Source organism: Sandarakinorhabdus limnophila DSM 17366 (genome assembly GCF_000420765.1).
In the GTDB taxonomy this organism is placed as follows: domain Bacteria; phylum Pseudomonadota; class Alphaproteobacteria; order Sphingomonadales; family Sphingomonadaceae; genus Sandarakinorhabdus; species Sandarakinorhabdus limnophila.
In genome coordinates this window covers 1-23,427 of the sequence record NZ_ATVO01000003.1, presented here as the reverse complement: position 1 = coordinate 23,427, position 23,427 = coordinate 1, and the positions used below count along the sequence as shown (strand labels likewise).

The 23,427-nt window shown below is 60.7% G+C and carries 19 protein-coding genes and 2 tRNA genes; 8 read left to right on the top strand and 13 right to left on the bottom strand.

Annotated elements, in window-relative coordinates:
• Positions 1–45: 45 nt before the first annotated feature.
• The 3 genes from G566_RS0100125 to folK all read right to left on the bottom strand — a co-directional run bounded on the left by G566_RS0100125 (position 46) and on the right by folK (position 1,564).
• Positions 46–837, bottom strand: coding sequence for a dienelactone hydrolase family protein (locus tag G566_RS0100125; protein WP_022678651.1), 792 nt, complete (start codon positions 835–837; stop codon positions 46–48).
• A gap of 131 nt (positions 838–968) precedes the next feature.
• Positions 969–1,045: transfer RNA gene (locus G566_RS0100120), tRNA-Lys, on the bottom strand.
• A 30-nt stretch (positions 1,046–1,075) separates the two neighbouring features.
• The gene (gene folK, locus G566_RS0100115) at positions 1,076–1,564 is read right to left on the bottom strand and encodes a 2-amino-4-hydroxy-6-hydroxymethyldihydropteridine diphosphokinase (protein ID WP_022678650.1); all 489 of its coding nucleotides are present in this window, start codon (positions 1,562–1,564) and stop codon (positions 1,076–1,078) included.
• 29 nt (positions 1,565–1,593) lie between these two features.
• Between folK and G566_RS0100110 the strand changes: the two genes are divergently transcribed.
• Positions 1,594–2,229, top strand: coding sequence for a uracil-DNA glycosylase (locus G566_RS0100110; protein ID WP_022678649.1), 636 nt, complete (start codon positions 1,594–1,596; stop codon positions 2,227–2,229).
• 3 nt (positions 2,230–2,232) lie between these two features.
• Here G566_RS0100110 and G566_RS0100105 read toward each other — a convergent pair whose 3' ends face one another.
• The 4 genes from G566_RS0100105 to G566_RS12940 all read right to left on the bottom strand — a co-directional run bounded on the left by G566_RS0100105 (position 2,233) and on the right by G566_RS12940 (position 5,960).
• Positions 2,233–3,096, bottom strand: coding sequence for a nitrilase-related carbon-nitrogen hydrolase (locus tag G566_RS0100105; RefSeq protein ID WP_022678648.1), 864 nt, complete (start codon positions 3,094–3,096; stop codon positions 2,233–2,235).
• 45 nt (positions 3,097–3,141) lie between these two features.
• A complete protein-coding gene (locus G566_RS0100100; protein WP_029131051.1) occupies positions 3,142–4,116 on the bottom strand; it encodes an agmatine deiminase family protein in 975 nt (324 codons plus the stop codon).
• Between the two features lie 141 nt (positions 4,117–4,257).
• Positions 4,258–4,962: an RlmE family RNA methyltransferase gene (locus G566_RS0100095; protein ID WP_040605304.1), complete on the bottom strand. Its 705-nt coding sequence runs from the start codon at positions 4,960–4,962 to the stop codon at positions 4,258–4,260.
• Positions 4,959–5,960 carry a Ppx/GppA phosphatase family protein gene (locus G566_RS12940; protein WP_040605303.1) on the bottom strand — a complete coding sequence of 334 codons (1,002 nt, stop codon included), beginning with the start codon at positions 5,958–5,960 and terminating at the stop codon, positions 4,959–4,961. Before G566_RS12940 ends, G566_RS0100095 begins: the two co-directional genes overlap by 4 nt.
• 272 nt (positions 5,961–6,232) lie before the next feature.
• Here G566_RS12940 and G566_RS0100085 point away from each other — a divergent pair.
• Positions 6,233–6,306 (top strand) — tRNA-Gln (locus G566_RS0100085).
• Between the two features lie 342 nt (positions 6,307–6,648).
• Here G566_RS0100085 and G566_RS0100080 read toward each other — a convergent pair.
• The 4 genes from G566_RS0100080 to G566_RS0100060 all read right to left on the bottom strand — a co-directional run bounded on the left by G566_RS0100080 (position 6,649) and on the right by G566_RS0100060 (position 10,904).
• Positions 6,649–7,260: a glutathione S-transferase family protein gene (locus G566_RS0100080; RefSeq protein WP_022678644.1), complete on the bottom strand. Its 612-nt coding sequence runs from the start codon at positions 7,258–7,260 to the stop codon at positions 6,649–6,651.
• A gap of 164 nt (positions 7,261–7,424) precedes the next feature.
• Positions 7,425–8,093 carry a hypothetical protein gene (locus tag G566_RS0100070; RefSeq protein WP_022678642.1) on the bottom strand — a complete coding sequence of 223 codons (669 nt, stop codon included), beginning with the start codon at positions 8,091–8,093 and terminating at the stop codon, positions 7,425–7,427.
• Positions 8,090–9,772: a carboxypeptidase regulatory-like domain-containing protein gene (locus G566_RS0100065; RefSeq protein ID WP_084706700.1), complete on the bottom strand. Its 1,683-nt coding sequence runs from the start codon at positions 9,770–9,772 to the stop codon at positions 8,090–8,092. The genes G566_RS0100070 and G566_RS0100065 overlap by 4 nt, the downstream gene beginning before the upstream one ends.
• Positions 9,773–9,923: 151 nt before the next feature.
• Positions 9,924–10,904, bottom strand: coding sequence for an NAD(P)H-dependent flavin oxidoreductase (locus G566_RS0100060; protein WP_029131049.1), 981 nt, complete (start codon positions 10,902–10,904; stop codon positions 9,924–9,926).
• 83 nt (positions 10,905–10,987) lie between these two features.
• On the opposite strand from G566_RS0100060, the gene G566_RS14515 reads away from it, so the two are divergent.
• The 6 genes from G566_RS14515 to G566_RS0100030 all read left to right on the top strand — a co-directional run bounded on the left by G566_RS14515 (position 10,988) and on the right by G566_RS0100030 (position 17,406).
• Positions 10,988–11,581: a TetR/AcrR family transcriptional regulator gene (locus tag G566_RS14515; RefSeq protein ID WP_022678639.1), complete on the top strand. Its 594-nt coding sequence runs from the start codon at positions 10,988–10,990 to the stop codon at positions 11,579–11,581.
• Between the two features lie 19 nt (positions 11,582–11,600).
• Entirely contained in the window at positions 11,601–13,151 is a 1,551-nt protein-coding gene (locus tag G566_RS0100050) for an AMP-binding protein (protein WP_022678638.1), read from the top strand.
• A 184-nt stretch (positions 13,152–13,335) separates the two neighbouring features.
• A complete protein-coding gene (locus tag G566_RS0100045) occupies positions 13,336–14,025 on the top strand; it encodes a TetR/AcrR family transcriptional regulator (protein ID WP_022678637.1) in 690 nt (229 codons plus the stop codon).
• Positions 14,026–14,084: 59 nt separating this feature from the next.
• Complete coding sequence (locus G566_RS0100040; protein WP_169522721.1) at positions 14,085–15,365, top strand: FAD-binding oxidoreductase; 1,281 nt, start codon at positions 14,085–14,087, stop codon at positions 15,363–15,365.
• Positions 15,362–16,225 carry a DAPG hydrolase family protein gene (locus tag G566_RS12930; protein ID WP_051135884.1) on the top strand — a complete coding sequence of 288 codons (864 nt, stop codon included), beginning with the start codon at positions 15,362–15,364 and terminating at the stop codon, positions 16,223–16,225. The genes G566_RS0100040 and G566_RS12930 overlap by 4 nt, the downstream gene beginning before the upstream one ends.
• Positions 16,226–16,233: 8 nt before the next feature.
• Positions 16,234–17,406: a fumarylacetoacetate hydrolase family protein gene (locus tag G566_RS0100030; protein ID WP_084706699.1), complete on the top strand. Its 1,173-nt coding sequence runs from the start codon at positions 16,234–16,236 to the stop codon at positions 17,404–17,406.
• Between the two features lie 220 nt (positions 17,407–17,626).
• Here the strand turns inward: G566_RS0100030 and G566_RS14510 are convergent, their stop codons facing one another.
• Both G566_RS14510 and G566_RS15535 read right to left on the bottom strand, forming a co-directional pair.
• Positions 17,627–18,199: an invasion associated locus B family protein gene (locus tag G566_RS14510; protein WP_169522719.1), complete on the bottom strand. Its 573-nt coding sequence runs from the start codon at positions 18,197–18,199 to the stop codon at positions 17,627–17,629.
• A gap of 14 nt (positions 18,200–18,213) precedes the next feature.
• Positions 18,214–23,370: a YDG domain-containing protein gene (locus tag G566_RS15535; protein ID WP_272868120.1), complete on the bottom strand. Its 5,157-nt coding sequence runs from the start codon at positions 23,368–23,370 to the stop codon at positions 18,214–18,216.
• Positions 23,371–23,427: the final 57 nt, after the last annotated feature.

The window sequence follows — 23,427 nt, the reverse complement described above, 5'->3', positions numbered from 1 at the left end:
TGTAGTTGCAGTGCAACAGCGATGTGGCCGCAGTTGCGCTGGCAATCAAGAGGGCACAGCGTCACCAATCCCAAGTCGCTGTCGCAGAAAGCCAATCACCCGGGTTTCCGCCGCCTTGCCGGGGCCATCATCGGGCAGATGCACGGTCAGCACGCTGTGCGGGGCCATGCCGGTGCCGCTTCGGGCATGTTCATCAGCCAGTTCGATGGTTTCGACCCGACCGGGGAACTCGCGCTCATAACGGCGGAAGCGGGCATCGGGCACCAGCGCATCAGACCGGTAGCGCAGCGCAAGGAGCGACAGATCCTCCTTCTCGAACCGCGCCCGCGCGCAGGCGATCTCGGCCGGGGTCGCATCGATGCCGCCAGTCTTGGCGCCGCGGATGGGCAGGCTGGGCTGGCTCAGGACCGGGGCGATGACGCTGGGTTCCGTCATCATCGCCAGCGCAAAACCGCCGGCGAAGCACATGCCCACCGCCCCCACGCCCGGCCCGCCGCATTCTGCATGCGCCTGCTTGGCCAGCGCCCGCAGCCAATCGACAATCGGGCTGGAGCGGCCATCGTTCCAGGCCGAAAACTCCCGCCTTATGCAGATGTTGAGGAACAACTGCTTGGCCGCCGCGGATTTCGTGGGCACCGAACCGGGCGTGCCGAACAGGCTGGGGCAGATCACCGTCATGCCCGATGCCGCCAGCCGGTCGGCGAATTCGATCACCAGCGTGTGCAGGGCGGGAACTTCGTGGATAACGATCACGGCGGGGCCGCTGCCGCGGCGATAAACGGGGCGGGTGTACGGGCCGGCGGTGAAATCGGTGAGGCTGTAATCGGATAATGGCATGGCTGGTTCCCCCTGTTCGGACAGTGCGATGGGGGCTGCAGGTTGGCAAGGCGCGGTCGTGACGGGCGCGGCCGGCCTTGCGCGAGCTCTGGCGTTTGCGCCTCCCACAGCCACCAAGCCGTACTGCGGCTTGGTGGGTCCTTCGGGACTTGAACCCGAAACCTACCGCTTAAAAGGCGGGCGCTCTAACCGATTGAGCTAAGGACCCCCAAAAGCCGCTGGCAGCATTGGGCGCGCATCAGGCGCGGGGCAGGCCTTTAGGGCGAAGCGCGCGGGCGTGCAACTGTCTTGCACTATGCCCTGTCACCGGATGCCGCCAATCGGGTGCGACCATCACCAGAGGATCAAGCACGAAACGCCGTTCAGCAAGGCGCGGGTGCGGCACGGCAAGAGCGGGCAGACGCAGTTGAGTAGCGCCGGCGGCAAGAATATCGAGATCCAGCACCCGATCACCCCAGCGTTGTCCGCGCCTGCGGCCAAAGTCCCGCTCGATATCTTTCAGCGCACGCAGAAGATCAGGCAGGCTGCCACCCCACTCCAAAGCCGCCACCGCATTGGCATAACGGCGGCTGCCCGGGCCGATCGGAGCCGTCGCGAAGATGGGCGATACGCGCTCCACCAGGCCCAGCCCCGCCAATGCCACCAGCGCTGCGCGCACCACGCCCGCCGGCCGGCCATGGCGGCCGTGGCAGCGGTTCGATCCCAGCGCGACAAGTATGATTGCCATATTATCCTGAGCCCCTACAGGCATGGGTGATGACTGACGAGACCCTGCACCCCGGAACCCCGCCAAAGGATTGCGCCTTGTGCCCGCGCCTGGCCGCCTATCGCACCGAGCAGATGGCGCGCCATTCCGGCTGGTGGAACGCCCCAGTGCCGCCGCTTGGTGATGCCTCGGCTTGGCTCGCCATCGTCGGTCTCGCGCCCGGCCTGAAGGGCGCCAACCGCACCGGCAAGCCCTTCCACGGTGATGAAGCCGGCAAGATGCTGTTTGGCATGCTGGCCGAACTGGGCCTGGCCACCGAAACGCCCGATGGCTGGGATGCGCCCGGCCTGTTCATCACCAACGCGGTGGCCTGCGCCCCGCCCGGCAACCTGCCAGAGACGGCGGAAAAGCATAACTGCCGGTCATTCCTCGCAGAACAACTGGCCGCACTGCCCGCCTTGAAAGTGGTGGTGGCTTTGGGCGAAACCGCACACCAGGCCGCGATCAAGGCGGTCGGCGGCAAGCTGCCCAAGTATCGCTTCGGCCACGGCGTGGCGCACAAGCTGCCTTCGGGCGTGGTGCTGATGGACAGCTACCATTGCAGCCGGCTGAACACCAACACCGGCTTACTGACGCCGGACATGTTCAAGGCCGCGCTCGAAGCGACCCTCGCCTACAGAGCCTGACCTTCAGATGTCCTGCGCCAGCCGTCCATAGAGTTCGGGCCGGCGGTCGCGGAAGAAGCCGAAGGCGGCGCGGTGGCGGGCGGCGAGGTCGAGATTGAAGGTCGCCTTCACCACGCCGGGCGTCACGTCATCCAGATCATCGACAATGTCGCCACGCTGATCGCAGGCAAAGCTGGTGCCGTAAAAGGTCTGCGCGTGCGGCGTGCCAGCCTCTTCGGTGCCGATGCGGTTGCAGGCCAGCACCGGCACGACGTTCGATACGGCATGGCCCACCATCGCCCGGCGCCACAACCGGCGTGTGTCGAGGTCGGGATCATGCGGCTCGGTGCCGATGGCGGTCGGATAGAGCAGCACTTCGGCGCCCATCAGCATCATCGCGCGGGCGGTTTCGGGATACCATTGGTCCCAGCAGATGCCGACGCCGATCACACCCTTCTTGGTGTTCCACACCTTGAAGCCGGTGTTGCCCGGGCGGAAATAGAATTTTTCCTCATAGCCCGGCCCGTCAGGGATATGGCTCTTGCGATAGACGCCCATCACGTTGCCGCCATCGTCGATCATGGCCAGGCTGTTGTAATGATGGTGGCCGTCCTTCTCGAAGAAGGAACAGGGGATGTAGGTCTTCGTTTCCAGCGCCACTTCGCGCATTGCGGCGACGGCCGGATGCTTGTCCAGCGGCAGGGCGTTGACGAACAGGCCTTCGTCTTCGTGCCTGCAGAAATAATGGCCTTCGAACAATTCCGGCGGCAGCACGACATCGACGCCGTCAGCAGCGGCGCGGGCAGCGGCGGCGGTCATGGCGATATCGGCATCGCGATTGCCGGAAAAGGCCAGCTGCAGGCCGGCGACGGTGATGGTGCGGGTCATGATTTCGCCCCTAGCGCACGAATGTGGCGGGCGAAAGATGCGGCTCTATTTCGGCTGCTGCTGGGTGATGCAGTGGAAGCTGCCGCCGCCGGTAAGGATATGGTCGGCGCGCATGCCAATCACCTCTCGATCGGGGAACAGCGCGGCGATGGCCTTCACCGCGTCATCATCGCTGGCGGCACCATAAAGCGGCACCACAACCACGGCATTGGCGATGTAGAAATTCATGTGGCTGGCCGGGATAATCTCGCCATCGCGCAGCACCTTGCCCGGCGACGGGATCGGCACGATCTCCAGCCCGAAATCGCGGGCGCGTTCCCACGCGTCTTCGTAGACATCTTTATTTGGATCATCCTTGCCCGCCGCTACCGGAAGCGCCAACCGGCCCGGCGCGACGAAGCGCGCCAGATTGTCGACATGGCCATCGGTGTGATCGTTCAGCAGACCCTCGCCCAGCCACAACACTCGATCCAGGCCAAGATCGCGGCGCAGATGGCTTTCCACTTCCACCCGATCCATCTTGGGGTTGCGATTGGGATTGAGCAGACATTGCTCGGTAGTCACCACCAGGCCAGTGCCATCCACATCGATGGCGCCGCCTTCGAGGACCCAGCCGTGCTTTGCCAGCGGCGTTTTCGTCATATTGGCAACAAAGGCGGCAACACCCTCATCGCCGGGCAGATCATATTTGCCGCCCCAGAAATTGAAGCTAAATCCGGCCGCCGCCATGCCGTGTGGCGATTGCAGGAACAACGGCCCGGTATCGCGCAGCCAGATATCGCCAAAGCCATAGGCATGCAGCCGCACATCCACATCGCCCAGCATGTCGCGGGCCACAGCCATGGCTTTATCATTGGCCACCAGCAGTTCGACGCGCTCGCCTTTGGCAATGGCGCGCACCATCTCGGCGACTTCCGCTTGTGCCGCGGCGAGATCATCCTCCCACAGCTCAGCGTGGGACGGAAACGCCGTCCAGGTGGCGGCGTGGGCAGCCCATTCTGCGGGTTGTCGCGCCGTCATGTCGTTCCCACGCTCCCACTTGCCATAGCCCACTCATACCTCGCCTTGCAGTCGCGGGGATGAACCGGCCTAACCTGTTGCTGTGACGATTGATTGCCAGCCAATTTTGGTGCTGGCAACTGCGAAGTGCGGCCCTTGCCCTCAGTCAGGGCTTGCACTCGCGGGTGGTTTGAAACCCTGCGCCACCACATACCATTCGCTCGATCCCTTGCGGCTGGCCGGTGGCTTCACATGTTTCACCGTGGTGAAATGGCGTTTCAACAGCGCCGTCAACTGGCCATCGCCGCCGCCGGCCAGCACCTTGGCCAGGAAACTGCCGCCCGGCCGCAGCAGCCGCGTGGCCATGTCCAGCCCAACCTCGATCAGGCCCATGGTGCGCAGATGGTCGGTCTGCTTGTGGCCAACGGTGTTGGCGGCCATGTCGCTCATCACCAGATCGGCCGGGCCGCCAAGCGTTGAAAGGATCAGCGCCTCGCTATCATCATCGGTGATGTCCTTCTGGAACAGATCGACGCCGGCCAGCGGCTCGATCGCCAGCAGATCCATGCCCACCACCCGCGCCTTTGGCCGTTTCTGCTTCACCACCTGGCACCAGCCGCCAGGCGCAGCGCCAAGATCGACGACGCGATCAACGCCGGCCAGCAGGCCGAACTGTTCATCCAGTTCCTTCAGCTTGAAGGCGGCGCGGCTGCGATAGCCCTGGGCCTTGGCGGCCGCGACATAGGGATCGTTCAGGTGCCGTTCCAGCCAGGCCGCCGATTGCGGCGAGCGTTTGCGCGCGGTTTTCACCCGCACCTTGCCGCCACGCGACCGGCCGCCGGGGCCGGAAGGTCCTGCACCACTCATTTGCCAGCCGCCCATACGCCGTCGCGGGTCATCAATGTGCGCAAGATGCCTTCGCGGATGCCGCGATCGGCCACCCGCACCTGTCCGCCCGGCCAGCGGGTAAGGATGGCTTCCAGGATGGCACATCCCGCCACGATCAGTTCGGCGCGGTCTGGCCCAACGCAGGCGATGCGGGCGCGTTCAGCCACGCTGCTGTGCCCGATCGATCGGCACAACGCCGCCAGCGCTGTCGTATCTACCGCGCAGCCATCCACCCGCCGCCGATCATAGCCGGGCAGGCCCAGTTGCACGCTGGCCAGCGTTGTGATGGTGCCGGATGTGCCCAGTAACTGCACTTCGTTCACGCCCCGCGCGGCCAGCTTCAAAGCAAATCGGTCAAGCCAGGGCCACATTTCCGCGAGCATCCGATCATAAGCGTCAACGCGGTCGGCCACCTGTGGCCATTGCGGTTCGGTTTCCGCCAGGGACACCACGCCCCACGGCATCGAAATCCACTCGATGATAGCCGGCGGCGCGTCGCCAACCCCCGACGGCGCCACCAGCATCAATTCGGTTGAGCCGCCGCCAATATCGAACACCAGCGCCGGCGGGCCATCGCCATCGATCAGCACATGGCAGCCCAGCACCGCCAGCCGCGCCTCTTCCGCAGCGCTGATCACATCCAGCGCGATGCCGGTTTCCTGATAGACTCGCTCCACGAAGGCCAGGCCATTGCTGGCGCGTCGGCAGGCTTCGGTGGCGACATTGCGGGTTAACCGTACATCACGGCGTGCCAGTTTTTCGGAGCAGGCCGAAAGTGCGGCCAACGTGCGGTCCATCGCGGCATCGGACAGCCGACCGGCTTCCAGCAGACCCTCCCCCAACCGCACCACGCGGCTATAGGCATCCACCACGGTGAAGCCATCGGGCGATGGTCGGGCGATCAGCAATCGGCAATTGTTGGTGCCCAGATCAAGCGCGCCATAGGCTGGCGCGCGACGCTGCTGGGATGGGTGCATCCGGCTTCGGGCGGCGGTGCCGCGGCGGGGGCCGTCAGCAGATTCAAGCGGGGCCGGCATCGGCAAGTCCAGTCACATTCACATACCGCCTTAACCATGCGCCCCCAAGGGACGCCGCCGCAGCGGAACCTGAAAACACGCTAGCCAATTCATCGGATGATGGCAAATCATCCGCTACCTCGGCCACAGCTGTGGACACTGGCGCTTTTGGACCACATCAGACGGTTGACCGTGGCCGCCCCAGCCGGTAAACGCCGGCCTTAGCTGGCTGTTGCCCTGTCGTCTAAAGGTAAGACTCCGGTCTCTGACACCGTTAATCGAGGTTCGAATCCTCGCGGGGCATCCAGCGCTAGATCATACGTTATTGATTTTTAAGCGTTTTTGTTGATCAGAGCGATCGCGTTACCAAATTTAGTACCAAATTTGGATTTTGCGCTCATTTGGTGTCACCATTTGGATGCGGCTCTTTCGGATCCGGGTAACACCCCTACCTAGCTGCTAGCCCACGTTCATAGTCAAATTCTACCGCTCAGCTCTCACTCTGATGGTCACCCTCAGAGACTGGGATCCGGGGCTATGACGCTTGCAACTTATCAATTGGGATGGCCGTGACCTGACCCCCTGATTTTCCTCCACGATCGATTAGAGTCCGGCCCTTCGAGCGACGCGGCCACCAAATCGCTCCAGCCTATTGCATCCTGATCGCAGTCTGGAAGTCGGGACGTGCTGCGATGCGGGCAACATAGGCCTTGAGGTTTGCCATTTCATCGGGGACGCAGCCAACCCGATTGCTCATGAAACAGGCGTGGCCGAGCATAATGTCGGCCCCCGAAAATTCGCTGATCAGGTAGTCTTTGCCGACCAAAGCCTCATCAACCGGCGCCAGCGCGTTGGTCAGCAACCGCTTTGCTTGCCCCAACACGGTTGCATCGCGTCGTTCTTCGGGCAAGATCAGTGTATGTACCACAATGGTGTTGATCGGCGGCATGATCATCCCCTCGCAATAATGGAACCATTGCAGATAGGCCGGAAATCGCTGATCGGACACTGCGGGTTTAAGCCCGCCATTCTTATGGCGTTCAAGAATATAGTCGACGATTGCGCCTGACTCAAAAATTGAAACATCGCCATCTTCAAGCACCGGGACACGGCCAAGTGGATGACGTGCGCGATGTTCATCCGATTTCAGCGCACTGGGATGGAACGCCATCTTGTTGATCTCATAAGGCAGCCCAAGCTCTTCTAGCAACCAGACGATCCGGCCGGCGCGCGAGTTAGGGGCAAAATGAAGCTTGAGCATAGTGAATGTCCTTTTATGTCGAAAAACCTTCGGGTGGCGGGTCAGTCTGCGTCGACTTTCGCGAAAAACTTCTGAAGCATCGCAGGCTTCATCGCGTTCAGCTTGTCAGGCCTGTTGAACGAAATCGTCGCAACGCCTTCGTCGACAGCGTACAAGCGTCGCTGTCAGTCATGGGATGCTGCAGGGGGAAAAGGTCGCGACGACTTGCGGGTCGTCAGCATGCCCGCAAGCTGCCAGAGCCAAGTGGTCACGATGATGAACCAAGCCAGGCCGTGCACGGAGTACTTCACCATGTCACAGATCGGGACGAGCCAATACAGCGTCGACAGCATGGATCCGTCCTGAGACGGATAGTTGAGGATAATCACCGGCATGAACGTGTTCGCGATCAGCACGGAGACCAGATAGACAAAGGCCAGCGCCATGCAATAGGCACGCACGGCCACAGACCTCACCGTCGAGCGGTACACACTCATCAGGAAGCAACAGAACGCAGGAGGCGCCAGCGTATCAGTCCCCAGCTGGAACTGCGCATAAGCCTTGCGACCGTCCTCGCCCAGTGCGTCAGCAAACTGCGCAATCTGCTGCTGGCTATAGCCGAACTGCACGTCCAGCGGCGGGATCCCTCCCGCAAGATCTGTCAGCACCTTGATCTGTAACGTCACCAGCCAGAGCGAAGGCGCCAGCGCCGCCGCAGCGATGGCGATACTAAGCGGATTGGACTGCCAACGCTGTCCCTGAGCGGAGAACATCAGGAAAAACGTCAGCAGCGTCCAGGCCAATCCAATCAGCGAAATGACGGAATAGAGCGACGCATCAAGCAGCACGGTCACTTGCGCGGCCCCGCTCCGTTGGGATCAATGCAGAGCAACTCCGTTTCGTTTCCTTCCAGCGCGGCGTTCAGGATCGGGCTGTTCGACGTGCAAGCCCACCCCGACGCCGTGAAAGCAAAGTCACGTGTAAAGGTCCCGCGCAACGGCATCGGATACACGATGAATCGCTTCTCCTTCGGTAGGAAACGATACACGCGATCCGTCGAGGTCTCGTTTATCCAGACCTCCTGCGTGACCGGATGGATCGCAAGCGCATATGGGCCAGGTCTATACCCCGGAGCAAACTCGGGCATTGGATAGACCTCGCTTTTCATGCTCGCGGTATCAACACGCGCGATCATGCCTTCGCTGTATCCTGTCAACCAAAGCGCACCGCTCTCATCGAAGCGCAGGCGACGCGGCCCTTCAACCGGCGAGTCGAATTCCGTCACCTCAAGCGTCTTTGGATCAATGGCGCCAAGCTTGTCGCCCCACAGGCGTGCATACCAGACGCGCCCGTCAACTGGGCTTACATCGATGCCGTAAGGAAGCGAGCCGCCCGCACCGCCAAGCGGCTTGAGCTTTGGCAGATTGATCAGTTTGATGTCCCCGCTGATTGGATCAAGCCGGCCCACCTGCGACGACGCCGCCAGCGTGAACCAGATGATGCCATCGCTTCCTGCCCGTATCGTATGCGGATAGCGTGCCGGCTCTGGCAGCACGAACGAATCCTTCCACTTCCGTGTCTTCGGATCGAACACGCCAATCTCGTCGGACCCGGCGTTCGTCGTGTACCAGTAGCCGGTCTTCCCGAGCACCAGCGAATGCGGACCTGGATCCGTGGAGCGTGCGGAATAGCTGTTCCCGCCTTCGACGGCAGGACGCGTCGATGGAGGCTGCTCGATATACACAGACTTGCCGGTAACAAGGTCCGTCACCACCATCTGGTTGCCAGTGCGGTCGACCGTATACATCAGGCCATCGACAGCGCTGATGTCACCGTCATGCGGGAACAGGGTGCTCTCGAGCTTGTATTCGTGGATCACGGCGGTGTGGAGTTCAGCGTCGACGGGAAACACCGGCCGCACGTTCGGCGCCTGCCCCCGGAAGCCGGCGGACAGCAGCGCAGCCCGGCTCTCGATCAGCTTTGGATCCGGGTTGCCAAGATAACCCTGCATGAGCTTGACCACCTCGACCCACTGCTCAAGCGGCCGCGGCGCACGTGACACAGTATTGCCCAGCGCATGGCAGCCCGCACAGTCGCGCTGCACGTTTCCGCGGCTTAAAATCGCCGTCGGGTCCTTGTCGAAGGCAAGGTTCCCGAAGTGATAGGCGGATGGCAGGCTTTCGGAAATGTCAGCCGAGACCGTCATGCGCTTGAGGGTCGCCGCCTGCTCGACAGGCCGCCTCGCGGCAAGCGTCAGCTTGCGCGTCTCGTCCTGGTAATACGGCAGGCGGAACCTGACCACGACATCCCCTGAGAGGCGCGTTGACAGCGCATACTTCCCCTCTGCATCCGTGAAAACATTGTCCGCCAGGCCCGACGCATCGTCGCTCACCCTAACCATGACACCGTTGAGCGGCATGCCATGGCTGTCCTTGACGACACCCGTCAGCAGTGACGGCGTCAGCGGTGCCACGATCGCTTCAACAGACGTGAGCGCCAGGCCCACAACAACGATCAAAGACAAACTCTTCATGCGCTTTTCCTCGTTTCTCTTTTTCGTTGTTTTTCGCGGGAGCGCCGCTTTTCGCCGAAGCGCTCGACAGCCTGTTCAATATCAACAGCAAGTTCAGGGTGGTGACAGCATCCCGTACCGCAAGCGCCGTGACGTGTCGGTCGATACTGTGTCACGCAGCGGTCATGCGCGTCAGGCGCGCGCGAATAAGCTCGTCCGCTTCGCCCATGATGCGGTCGACCAGCTCGCTGCAGGTTGGAATGTCATTGATCAGACCCTGAACCATGCCAACCGACCAGATGCCATGATCAGGATCACCGGCCTCATAGACCACCTTGCCGCGCTGGCCCGACACCAGATGCGCGACATCCTCGATCTTCGCTCCACCCTTTTTTTCGATCGCCACCACTTCCTGGCTGACCGGATTGCGGGCCACGCGCGCCGTATTGTGCAGAGTTCGGAAGATCAGCTCGGTCGACCGTTCATCGTTTGCCACCATTTGCTGCTTGATGTTGTGATGGATCGGGCTTTCGACCGTGCACATGAAGCGTGTCCCCATGTTGATGCCTTCCGCACCAAGAGCTAGCGCCGCAACGAGCCCGCGCGCATCGCCGAAACCGCCAGACGCGATCATCGGCACCTTGATCTTGTCGGCAGCGCACGGAATGAGGATCAGACCAGGAATGTCATCTTCGCCCGGATGGCCGGCGCATTCGAACCCGTCGATGGAAATCGCGTCAACGCCCATCTTCTCCGCCGACAAAGCGTGACGCACCGACGTGCATTTGTGTATGACCTTGATGCCGTGCTGCTTGAAATGATCAACGTGCTCCTTCGGCTTGAAGCCCGCCGTCTCAACGATCCTGATGCCACTCTCGATTATGGCTTGCCGGTATTCCGCGTAAGGCGGGGGCTTGAGGGCGGGAAGAATCGTGAGGTTCACGCCGAACGGCTTGTCGGTCATCTGTCGGCAACGCTGGATTTCCTTGGTCAGGTCTTCCGGCGTGGGCTGCGTCAGCGCTGTGATGAAACCCAGGGCGCCTGCATTGGCAACGGCCGACACAAGCTCTGCCCGGCCAACCCACTGCATGCCGCCCTGCACGATCGGATGCTTGACGCCAAACAATTCGGTAAATCGCGTTTTCATGCGCAGGTCTCCGGCGGGTGCTTCTCGTGATCGAACCAGTGATGAAATTCCAGCATTGCAATTATGGACCGAACGGTCAATAACGAACTATGGCACGTCCGATCGAGTTTGACATCATGACCGCGAGGGAGAGCGCATTGAAGCTCTTCTGGCGCAACGGCTACCAGGCGTCATCCCTTTCGGATCTCTTGGTTGAAATGAAGATTGGCCGCGGCAGTTTCTACGCTGCGTTCAGAGATAAGCGGCGCCTGTACATCGAGTGCCTCAACCTTTTCGCGGAGCGAACCTTTGTCATTGTCCAGAAGGCCAGGGACAAATACCCGCCGATGGATGCCATAAGGTATTTCCTGGAACATAGCCTGAACCATGCTGAAGTATCGAAGGCAGGGCTCGGGTGCATGGTAGTCAACACCGTCATCGAGCTTGCAGGCGTAGATGACGAACTGGCCGTGGCGGCCAGCGCATGGCTGTCGAAATTGCAGGCACTGCTCGACGAGTGCCTGCGCGAAGCTGGCTACTCTCCGGCACGCGCCACCGAATACGCCGCCTACCTCATGCTGGTGAATGAAGGCGTGCGAGTGGCTAGCCGCCGCAAACTCCCAGACCGTCAAATCCGCGAGGCAATCGACACGGCGCTTCGTCTGCTGCAAACCGCACCCCGCCAATCGGTGCTGTCAGTTTAACGCCAAAGATGGGGAACTAATGTTACCAGGCGCGATCGCAACAAGCGACCCAAACCGGATTGCCGTCATTATGGCAGGATCAGGCGAGGCCATCAGTTATGGCGAGCTCGAAAAGCGCACCAACAAGTTGGCGCATCTGTTTCGCCAACAGGGCCTGAACCGCCTCGACCATTACGCGATCTACATGGAAAACAACGCGCGCTATGTGGAGTGCTGCGGCGCGGGTGCGCGTGCCGGGCTCTATTTCACGCCGATCAACAGCTATCTGGGCGTCGACGAACTGGCCTATGTCCTCAGCAACAGCCGGTCGAAGATACTGATCACGTCAACGGCCAAGCTGGACGTCGCACGCGCAGCCATGGCGCTTGCACCCGGTGTCGCGCTCTGCCTCGTGGTCGATGGTGCGGGAGATGGCGACAATATCCGCGAGCTCGATGCCGCAGTTGCCGGCATGCCCGCCACGCCGATTTCCGATGAATGGCTGGGCGCTGCCATGCTTTACTCCTCGGGCACCACTGGCCAGCCCAAAGGCATTTTGCGGCCTCTACCAAAAGTGACACCCGACGTCGGCTTGCCGCTCTACACGTTTCTAACCCAACTGTGGCGCTACCGCGACAGCATGATCTATCTGTCGCCCGCGCCACTATATCACTCCGCGCCGCAGGCAGCCGTGGCGCTGGCAATCCAAGCTGGTGGCACCGCCGTAATCATGGAGAGCTTCAATCCCGAAGCCTATCTGCAATTGGTCGAACGCTACCGCGTCACCCACACCCAGCTGGTGCCGACGATGTTTTCACGAATGCTGAAGCTGCCGGAGGATGTTCGCACCTGCTACGACCTCAGCTCACTGGAAGTCGCCGTCCATGGTGCCGCCCCCTGTCCGGTGTCGGTGAAGGAGGCGATGATTGCTTGGTGGGGGCCGATCATCCACGAATATTATGGCGCCACCGAAGCACTGGGCTTCACAGCTTGCGATTCAGCCGAATGGTTGGCTCACAAGGGCACCGTGGGGCGTGTGATGCTCGGTGACATCCACATCCTCGATGACGAGATGCAGCCGGCATCCGAGGGGGAGCCTGGCACCATCTGGTTCACGACCGCGACGCCGTTCGAGTATTTCGAGAACGCTGACAAGACAAACGAAAGCCGTTCTGCCGACGGGACGAAAACCACCGTTGGCGATGTCGGCTATCTCGATGCTGATGGCTTCCTTCACCTCACTGACCGTAAGACGTTCATGATCATTTCCGGCGGCATGAACATCTATCCGCAGGAGTGCGAAAACCTGCTGATCACCCATCCCAAGGTGACCGATGTTGCCGTGTTTGGTGTACCCAACGAGGATCTGGGCGAAGAAGTGAAGGCTGTGGTGCAAGCCGCGCCGGGCGTACTGGCAGATGCTGAACTTGCCGCCGAACTGATAGCGTTTTGCCGGGAGCATCTGGCGCACATCAAATGCCCGCGCTCGATCGACTTCACCGAACAATTGCCACGCTTACCGACTGGCAAGCTCTACAAGCGCCAGCTGCGCGACCCTTATTGGGCGGGTCGCTCGAGCAAGATTGCCTGAAAATGCAAAGGCACATAGGCGACAGGTCTGCGCACCCAGTTGACAGCGCGCAAAGCCATCGGAGCAACTCCATAAGCGGCGCGTGTCTTGGGAGGCCGCTCGCGGGGTACGCAAGGGGACGGGTAAGGGATCAGCTCTCAAGATTTAATTTGACGAAATTTCAAATTTGAGATTACGTCAAATTGTGCTTCTCGAAACCAGTCCTTTGCGCAGTTCCAAACGCGCCCGAACACGTGACCAGCTGCTGGCGGCGGCGCAATCGCTTTTGATGACGCATACGGCGGCGGCGCTCGGCATTCGGCAGATCACCGATCATGCCGGCGTGGTGCATGGGACATTCTACAACTACTATCCGGATGTTGCCGCTCTGGTTGCCGATCTTGGCGAGCTTCTCGGCGCCAACCACGCCGCGGCCATGGCCGGCTTCAATCAAGCGTTGGCGGATCCGGCGCTACGCTTTGCCCGCATAACCCGCCAGACGCTGCGAATGGTGGCTAAAGAGCCTGGCTTTGGCCGCCTGATCTTTGATGTCGGCCTGCCCGCCGACAGCCTTGTCTCGGAACTTCGGCTGCGGCTGAAACTTGATCTTGCTGAAGGCATGCAGCTTGGCCGCTTCAATCTTTCGGACCTCGACCTGACCACCAGCATGGTCTCGGGAGCGATCAGCGGCCTCGCGCTCGACCTGCATCGAGGCATCTTGCCGTTGACTGCCATCGAAGCTGCAACGACGCGTTTGCTCGAACTGCTCGGGCTTGATCCGGCTGTCGCGGCAGCACTGGGCCATGAACCGATTCCATTTCCGCTCACCCCAGCATTGCCGATGCGCTGGCTGGCGCTGCCGCCGATCAGGCCTCCTGCTGGCTCAGTTCCATGAAGCGAAGTGCCGGCAAGGGCCGGATCATCGCAAATGGGGAGGCCGGCTTTGATGCGGCGGTGCTGGGCACCAGTTTCAACGCGCAGGACCCGGGCCGCCGCCCGGCGCTCATTGTCCAGGCCAATGACGACACCGATGTTGTGGCCGCCGTTCGGCAAGCGAAAGACCAAGGCCTGACCATCGGCATCTGTTCGGGCGGGCACAGCTGGGCGCAGAACCATATTCGCGACAGCGGCATGTTGATTGACCTGTCGCGCCTCGACAGCATCACCATCAACGCCGCCGATGGCACGGCAAGGATCGGTCCCGGCTGTCTCGCCGGCGATCTCAACGCTGCCCTTTCGAAACACAATCTCTTCTTCCCGGTGGCGCATGCCTATACGGTCGGGATGGGCGGCTTTCTGCTGCAGGGCGGCTTTGGCTGGAATAGCCGCGCATCCGGAATGGCCTGCCAAAGCGTTACCGGCATCGACGTCGTTCTTGCCGATGGCACTCTGGTACATGCCAGCGAAACCGAAAATCCTGAACTGCTCTGGGCCGCGCGTGGGGCCGGCCCCGGCTTTTTCGGCGTCGTCGTGCGGTTTCATCTGAAGCTTCAAGTGCGCCCAAAATTCGTCGGCATGAAGGTGCAGGTCTTTCGCATCCGCCACCTTGAAGCCGTGATGGCGTGGGCGGATCGCGTCGGGCCGTCGGTGGCCCCCAACGCCGAATTTCAGCTCGTCCTCGATCGCAAAGCACTTGGGATATTTGCTCATGGTATCCAAGTACTCACGCCGGTTCTCGCCAACAGCTGGGCAGAGGCGCGCGCAGCGGTAGCCTTCATCGACAACAGCCCGATCCGCAAGCTTGCAAGCTTCACTCTGCCGCTGTTGCCTGTCTCGTTGAACATGATGATGAAGGGCGGCGAAAACACCCTGTTCCTGCCCAACACGCGCTGGACGGCCGACAGCATGTGGATGAACACGCCTATAGACCCATTGTTGCCGGCGATGCGACGGATTGCCGATACCCAGCCGGCGTCCCCCAGTCATGTGCTCTGGCTCAACTGGAATGGCCCAGCAACACGCCCCGACATGGCCTTTTCGCTCGAAGCGCGAACCTATCTCGCGCTGTACGGCGGGTTGCGCAGCGACACGGCAAACCCGGCCGATGAAAGTTGGGCGACCGATCAGATGCGCGCCATGCAGGACCACAGCGTCGGCATTCAGTTGGCCGATGAAAATCTCGGTCGCCGCCCGGCGCCGTTCATGGCGCCGGCCAATCTCGTCCGGCTGGACGCGCTGCGCGTGCGCTACGACCCGGACGGGCTCTTCAATCCCTATATGGGGCGCGTTCCATGAAGAGCAGCAAGCCGATCGCCGGCCGCTATCTGGGCTATCAAGCCGCCGACACTGCCCAATCCTTTGCGCACTTTTTCAATCCTCATATGGCGCCGGTGGCGCCGCATGTCACCGCAGCGCTTGATCGCGGCGGTGTGCCGGCGCCGCTGCTGCCCGGATTTGAGGATGCGGCAGAGAACCTGTTCGGCGGCGGCGACGTGCTTGAGGATGGCTATGTCCTCCTGCCTGACGGCGGGATGCGAGTGAGCGTGCGCACCGCCATGCCCGGCGTGACCCCGGCCATGATCGACTGGTGGTTCGGTTGGCATGGCGACACGCCTGCCAAATACAAGCTCTGGCATCCGCAGGCGCATGTTCACGTCGGTTGGCGCGAGACGCCGCCTTCCGGTACGACCGGCCGCGCGCTTTATGTTGGCCAGACTTCAATAGTCGACGAGTATATCGGCAGCACGCTGATCCGCGGCGCTATTCGCTTTGTGCCGCCCGCGTCGCTAGGGTTCAGCGATCGCAGCCTCGAAGATGATCGCCAGGCGACCATTGTTTGCGCCCGCATCGGGCTTGGCGATGCTCCGATCGATATCGGCTATTTGGCCCATCATGTTCGCGCCGTTCCCGGTGGCAGCGAGATGCGCTCGCGCTTCTGGATGGGAGGACGCCATGTCGCCGGGCGCAATTTGGTGGGCAGCCTGGCGGTGCCGATCGCCAAGCTGGTGCAGCGGCTGACCGAAAACGATGCACGCGCGCTACTGGTTCATTGTGCGGAAGAAATGCCGCATCTGGCAGGTTTTTTGCCGGCATTGCATGGTGAGTTCAGCCATTGTGGTGGGGCCGATGCCGTCATCGTTCCCCAAATAGTATAGGTCCGGCAATGCGTGTCTTTTCTTTCGCAGCTATCGGGCTTTTGCTTGCCATAGCGGTGGCGGCTTTTGTCGGGCTACGACCGCAGCCAGTGCGCGTACCGGTTCGGCCTGCCCCGGCTACGCCGTTGCGGGCAACGATTGCCATAGCGCCGACGGACAAGGCGCTCACCTTCGCCCGCTCTGGCCGGGGCGTCGCCGCGCAGACCATTGTCGTCACCCGCTATCAGGATGGCGTTGTGACTGGAGTCGACCTGACGCCGCTAATGCTGCCCGGGGAAGATGCGATCGCAGCGTATAACCGCCTCGGCTATAATGCGCTCACCACGTTCGTTGCCTCGGCAAAGACCCGCGTTAGCCTTGATGCCGCAACCCTCGCCGTACCGGTCAATTTGCGCGCTTTGCACGCTGCCGCGGCCACGAATTATCCCGAGCATGCCGATGAAGCCAAGGTGGAGGGCGGACCCTTCATGTTTGCGAAGGTTGCCCAGCCAACTTCGTCACGCGCCACGATTCCGGCAAGCAAAGGCCTGCTCGATTATGAGGTTGAGCTTTGCCTCGTCACACTTTCGGCATTGCCTGCCAACGCTGGTGCCAAGGGCGGATTGATCCTGTGCAACGATGTTACCGATCGCGCAGCGCTGCTACGCGGCGCCGACATTGGCGACATCGCATCAGGCAAGGGCTTTACCGATGGCAAGAGCGGGGCCGGTTTCTTGCCTGTCGGGGAGCTGTTTGTCGTGCCGCGCGACCTCAAGGCCTTTGTCGAGCCGCTTGAGCTGCATCTCTCCGTCAATGGCGAGGAGCGGCAGCACACCCGTGTAACCAGTTGGATTTGGGATCTTGACCGTTTGCTGCTCGAAACAGCCAAGAGAAGCGGCGTCAGTTGGACCTGGCGTGAAGGAAGCGCGCAACTTCCAGTCAACACGGATGGTGTCCTGCCCGATCGCACGCTGGTTCTGGCGGGAACACCGGCAGGGACGGTCTTCCAGGGCCCGGGTCCAGCGACGTTCGTGCGTGGTGCGTTCGATTGGGTGGCGAAGTTCGGCCAAGGCAGTCCGGTTTCCGCGATCATCGAGCGGACAATCACGGATGACCGCGCCTCTGGCGGCTATCTGCAGCCGGGCGATGTCGTGGCAATCCGCGTGGATCAAATGGGTACGATCGAGAACCGCATCGAATAGCGCCGTGAACCGCGCCGGGTTTGCCGGAGGCGTTAGCTCCTGAATTCAAATTGAGCAGGTTGATTGAAATGACCGGTGACGTGCACCCCTGATTGTTACCGTTCAGAAGTAGGGTCCCTTGCTTTGATGACCTGGTCCCCGTTCCTCGACCGCCCGGCTGGACGTCATCCAGTCCTTTCCGGCCCTCACAGCAGCAAAGGCGACCGCTTCGGCTCGATGTTCAGGGGTTCGAAGCCGCGATGGCTTGCCCTGCGCCCTCTAGAGGAACATCGACCACTAAGGTCTTGTCTCCGCCGCCCCAAGAACGAAATCCAACTTTCAGGACCTTTCCTTTCCGGATCTGCGCCAACAATGTCTCGTTGATCTCAGTGATCGACTGGCATCCATCAGGCATGCAGGTCATGAAGCTGCCCTTGACCTCTTCGCCCTCGTCGATCCGCACCGCAATGCCGGCGCGCAGATCAACGCCGAATGGCAGCGTAAACACCCCGAACATCTTGCCTTTTTCCGCGGCGAACAAGACTTGCAAAAGCGTGCCCGGGTTCTTCTCATCGACAGATTTCTGTGTTTGCGCAGCGCGGCACTCACTTGGGCTCGATGGATTGCACAGAACACCCCACTGGCCGTAGGTGCCCTTGAGCGTCCATTGCGGCGCGCGCGCTTCGGGCGCGTTGGTGGCCAGTGGGGGGACTGCTGCTTCAGAGACCTTCGGCTTCGCTGCATGCAGCGGGGTCGCTACCAGCGCGGCAGCGGAGCACACCGCAAGCAAAACACCGGTCGATGATTTGGTCATGCTCATTCCCTTTTTCATTGTGCAAATTGAAGATTTATCGGCGCCTTGAGCTCGCCGCCGCGCTCGTCCGTCGCGATCACAACCACAGCCAAGACCGACACACCCGTTGGCGCGGTGCCAGACAGTTTATTGGAAACTGGATCAAAGTTGATCCAGTCAGGCAGCGGACCGCCGTCAGCCAGTTCAGCCCTCAGAGCAATTTTTGCATTCTCATCCGTGTGGCGGAACGCCGTCACAGGCACCGCCACTTCGAATTTTGCGCCGCCTTCTATTGCGGGTGGGGCCAGAATGTCTGCAGAAATGAAGCCCGCAGATTGCCCAACGGAACCAGTGGAAGCGCCACCTGCGGATGCTTGGCTCGTCCCGCCAGGCACAGCGTCAGCACTGGCTCCAGTCGCGACAGCGGTCGTGCCGGTCGACGTCGTGCCGGGTACGCCTGTATTCACAGAACCACCCGAGGTTGTGACGGCCCCAGGATTGGTTGTCAGACTGGTCACTGGCTGCGAAGCCGTGACCGATATCTTATCGTACATCGCGGGATTGGTGATCATGCTGGCCGGAGGAAGGACAATTGTTACCGGCGCGTTTACTGCATTGAGGATGGGCAACCTATAGTTGGATGCCTTTGCACTCAAGCTATCGGAGAGTGCGATTTCGCTAATGTAATTGGCCAGTGCCATGATGTCGGCAGAAAATGCCCGCGCCCCAGTGTAGCCGAGCGTCTGGCCGGGAACGCCGGTTTGGATGGCCACCAAGCCCGCCAGGTCCGTAGTGCCGTCAAAGATCTTGGTTGCCGACAACGACACAAGACGTGGCGTGATCGCACTGTTGGTATTGGACACATATGCTATGGCGTAATTTCCGCCGCTATTACCATCGTTGATGGTCACATTCGATACTTGGACCGTCTTGTTCGTGCCTGCATCCGGGTTGACATAGGCGAATGTACCGCCCGACAGCGTGTTTGAACCGATCAGGCGCGTCGTCCCGTCTGCGACCACAATTGGTGTGCCGGTCGCCGCCGTCATGCTGTCGTAAGCCTTGATGATATCCAGCAAAGTGACCTTCAGCGGCGCAGGTGTAATCGTGCTAGCGGTGTTGCCAACATAGCTGACCGCATAGTTGGCAAGGTCGGTACCAGCGGCTGCAACGGCACCGTTGGCCGTAATCACCTTGTCACTGAGGACAGCGCCGGCGCCATTGCGGCTGACGTTGGCATTGGCATAAGCCAGCGTCACACTCGACAGTCTTTCGCTGCCCACCAGGCCCGAAACGCCGTAACCCGTTCCAAGCGTCAGGCTCGGCACCAACGTCGTACCGTCGTAAACCTTCGTCTGCGCCAAAGCCGAAATCGTCAGCGCAGCCGGGTTGATCGTGCTGGTCGTGTTTGATGCGTAGCTGATGATGTAATTGGCGCCGCTGTTGCCATCATTCGCGACCACGCCAGAAACGGTTACCGTGCGGTTACCGCTGCCAGCATTGGAGTTGGTGAAAGCATAGCTGCCACCGTTCAACGTGTCGTTGCCGAACAGCTGCGTGTTGCTGCCGGCCTTTACAACCGGCGTTGGCAAAACCGTGGCGCCCGCAACACTCAGATTGCCATCATAGGTCTTGACCACGTCAGACGTCGTTACGGTCAAAGAAGCAGGCGTAACGTCGGCCAGAATGGACCCGCCAACCAGCGTATAGTTGCTCGCCAAGCCGGTGCCGTTAACCAGGTTCAGCGAACCAAGGCCGACAACCTTGCCCGTGCCAACGTCCTTGTTGGCCAGGACACCCGCGCCAGACAGGCTGAGCCCTTCGCTGCCCACCAGCGTGCCGACGGTCAACACCGAGGCATTCACGGCCGTCGTTGCATCATAGACCCGCCCGCCCGTCAGGCTCACCGCGTAAGGTGTAATCGTGCTTGCGGTGTTGCCAACATAGCTGACCGCATAGTTGGCAAGATCGGTACCAGCTGCTGCAACGGCACTATTGGCCGTAATCACCTTGTCACTGAGGACAGCGCCGGTGCCATTACGGCTGACGTTGGCATTGGCATATGCCAGCGTCACACTCGACAGGCTTTCGCTGCCCACCAGGCCCGAAACGCCGTAACCCGTTCCAAGCGTCAGGCTCGGCACCAACGTCGTACCGTCGTAAACCTTCGTCTGCGCCAAAGCCGAAATCGTCAGCGGTGTTGGCAAGATCCGGCCGGTTGCCGTTCCCGTGCTGCTCAGCAGGAGGTAGTTGCCCCCATCCGAACCACCCAGGGTCAAGCTTGCAATTGCGACGGCCCGAACGCCGACATCCTTGCTGTCAAAGGAACCAACCGAGATCGCAACGCTGACATCGTCCCCGTCATAGATGCCGTTGAATGTCGCAGAGGACACGTTTGCAGCAGTTGTTCCATCATAGAGTTTGTCGGCGACGACGATGCTCGAGACGCCCGCAAGTGTCGCAGGCGTAATGCTGCTGCCAGTATCGGCGATGTAACTGATTGCATAGTTGCCGAGGATGGTACCCGGAGCACTGATCGCAGCGCTCGGGGTGATCAGCTTGTTCCCTTGGCTGGCATTCTTGTCAGCGTAAACCAGTGTCACCGAAGCGATCGCATCGGATCCAATCATTGGTCCAACGGAGAAGGCAGAGGTGCCTGCAGCGATCGAGGCATCATACACCTTAGTCTGCTGCAGGGCCGTGATGGTCATCGCATAGGGGTTGATGGTGCTCGTGGTATTGTCACCATAACTGACCCTATAGTTCGCGCCATTATTGCCGTCGTTCACAGTTACCGATGAGACCGTGACGACCTTGTTGCTGACGATGTTATTGCCAGCGTCACGGCTAACATTGGCGTCGGCAAAAGCGAACGTTCCGCCATTCAGGCTGTCGGCCCCGAAGAGCTGTGTGCCGCTGCTTGCCTGGACGATCGCCTGAGGTGCCTGAACAGCACCGGCGACAGATGTCGTGCCATCATACGTCTTCACCGCGTTGGATGCTGTGATCACCAGGCTGGCCGGCGTGACGTCAACCACCTGGTTGCCGCCGACAAGCGTGTAATTGGAGGCGAGGCCAGCATTGGCCCCTGCGCCGTCGACCAACGTCAGCCCGCTCGCATTCACCAGCTTGCCGGTTCCAACATTGCGGTTGGCGATGGCGCCTGTGCCCGAAAGGCTGAGCGTCTGGTTCCCAGGCAAGTTACCGATCCGCAGCGCGGAGGCATCGACAGCCGTGCTGCCGTCATAAACCCGCGAGCCTGTCAGATCGACCACGAACGGCGTGATGGTGCCCGAGCCGGTGGCTGTCGTTGCCGATGGCAGGAACTGATAGTTCGACAGGTCACCCGTGACCGAAATGCCGGTAACGGTAACCGTCTTTCCTGTGCCGGCATTGGCAGTGTCAAAGCGCGCGTCGGAGAAATTCACCGAGATCGGATCGCCAGCGGCGACGTTGGTGGCAAGACTTACCGTCGCATCCGCCAGTCCATCATAGGTCTTGGTTGTAACGATCGGCGTGAAGCTCAACACAGCGCGCGTAACATCAGCAAAAGCCGATGGATTGGCAGACAGGACGTAATTGCTGCCATCGGTCCCGCCCAAGCTGGAGATTGAGATGCTTATAAATTTGTTGGTACCGACGTTCTTGTCGAGGAATGATGCAGTGTAACCGAAGTCAATGGCATCGCCTGCGACACGATTGTCGGTTAGATTGATCCCAGCATCGATTGTCCCGTTATAGGCACGACTGATGCCTGATGCTGCCACCACGAGCGTCCGTGGCATAATATTCGCGGTCAAGCCCGTGGGCTGGATCAGGTTATAGTTACCCGCATCCGCGCCGCTGAACGTAACGGCACTACCGATAACCGAAATATTGCTGCCGACATTCTTAGTCGCAAAAGTTCCAGTCAAGCCAGAAATGCTAAGTTGGTCGCCGCCGATAAGCCCCGCAAGGGCGGAAACCCTTGTGTTAATGATGTTCGTCGTTGTCCCATCATAGATCTTGTCCATCGCGACAACACCAACAACGGTGACGTCCTTCTTAAAAATTGTTGCAGTCGTCTGATAATTCATTGGCAGTTGTATGTAATCTGTACTCAGCGCCGTCGGCGAACTTTGCACACGAATGCTGGAGATAGTCACCGTTTTGTTCTGTCCAGCCCCCTTGTCACTGAAATTCGCAAATGGATTGAAGACCAGATCAAGCTGCTCACCCTGCACCTGGTTTTGGATCGAAAGGCTGGAAACCTGGATCGTCGTATTGCCGTCATAGATCTTATCAGGCACCGACGCAGAGAAGGTCAGCGGACGCGGCGTGACCGTGACGTTGTGCGCTCCGCCCGCAAGTTTGTAATTGAGCGCCAGCCCGGCACTGGCTCCAACGCCATCAACCAGATCGAGCGTCCCGAGCGCGCCAAGAGATTGAGCCTGTGGCTGCTGGCCCACCAGCGTCACGTGCGCATTGCTGACACTTCCTGTCCCGGAAAGGCTCAGGCTTTCTTGGCCGACGAGTTGGCTCAATGTGAAGATGCCAGCCTCGGCGGCCGTACCGCCGTCGTAAACGCGCGAGCCAGTCAGATTGACCGTATAGGGATCGATCGTGCTTGTGGTGTTGCTTGCAAAGGTGACGGTGTAGTTGCCGCCGCTATTGCCGTCGTTGACCGTCACACCCGCAACGGTCACGACCTTGTCATTCAGCACGGCACCCGAGGCAACGCCGCCTTGGCGGCTTACATTGGCGCCAACAAAGGCATAGCTGCCGCCGCTCAGGCTGTCGGCTGTATTGCCGTTGCTGACATTGGTGAACAAGCTGCCCGCAATCGCGACAGGCGTGCCAAGCGCCGTGGTCGTTCCGTCATAGGTCTTGACGACGTTGCTGGTGCTAACCGTAATCGCCGCGGGATCAATCGTGCTTGTCGTGTTGCTGGCATAGGTGACCGCATAGTTCGCGCCACTGTTGCCATCGTTGATGCTTACGCCCGCAACAGTGACCGTACGATTGCTGCTGCCCGCATTGGCGTTCGTAAAGGCATAGCTGCCGCCGCTCAGCGTATCGCCGCCGAACATCTGCGTGTTGCTGCCCGCCAGAACAATCGGCGATGCCGCCGTCGTGGCGCCCGCAACACTCAGCGTGCCGTCATAGGTCTTCACAACATCGCTGGTGGTGACCGTAACAGCTGCCTGCGTGATCGTCGCCGTCCGCGAACCCGTCAGCGCATAGTTGTTCGCAAGGCCGCCAGCGGTGCC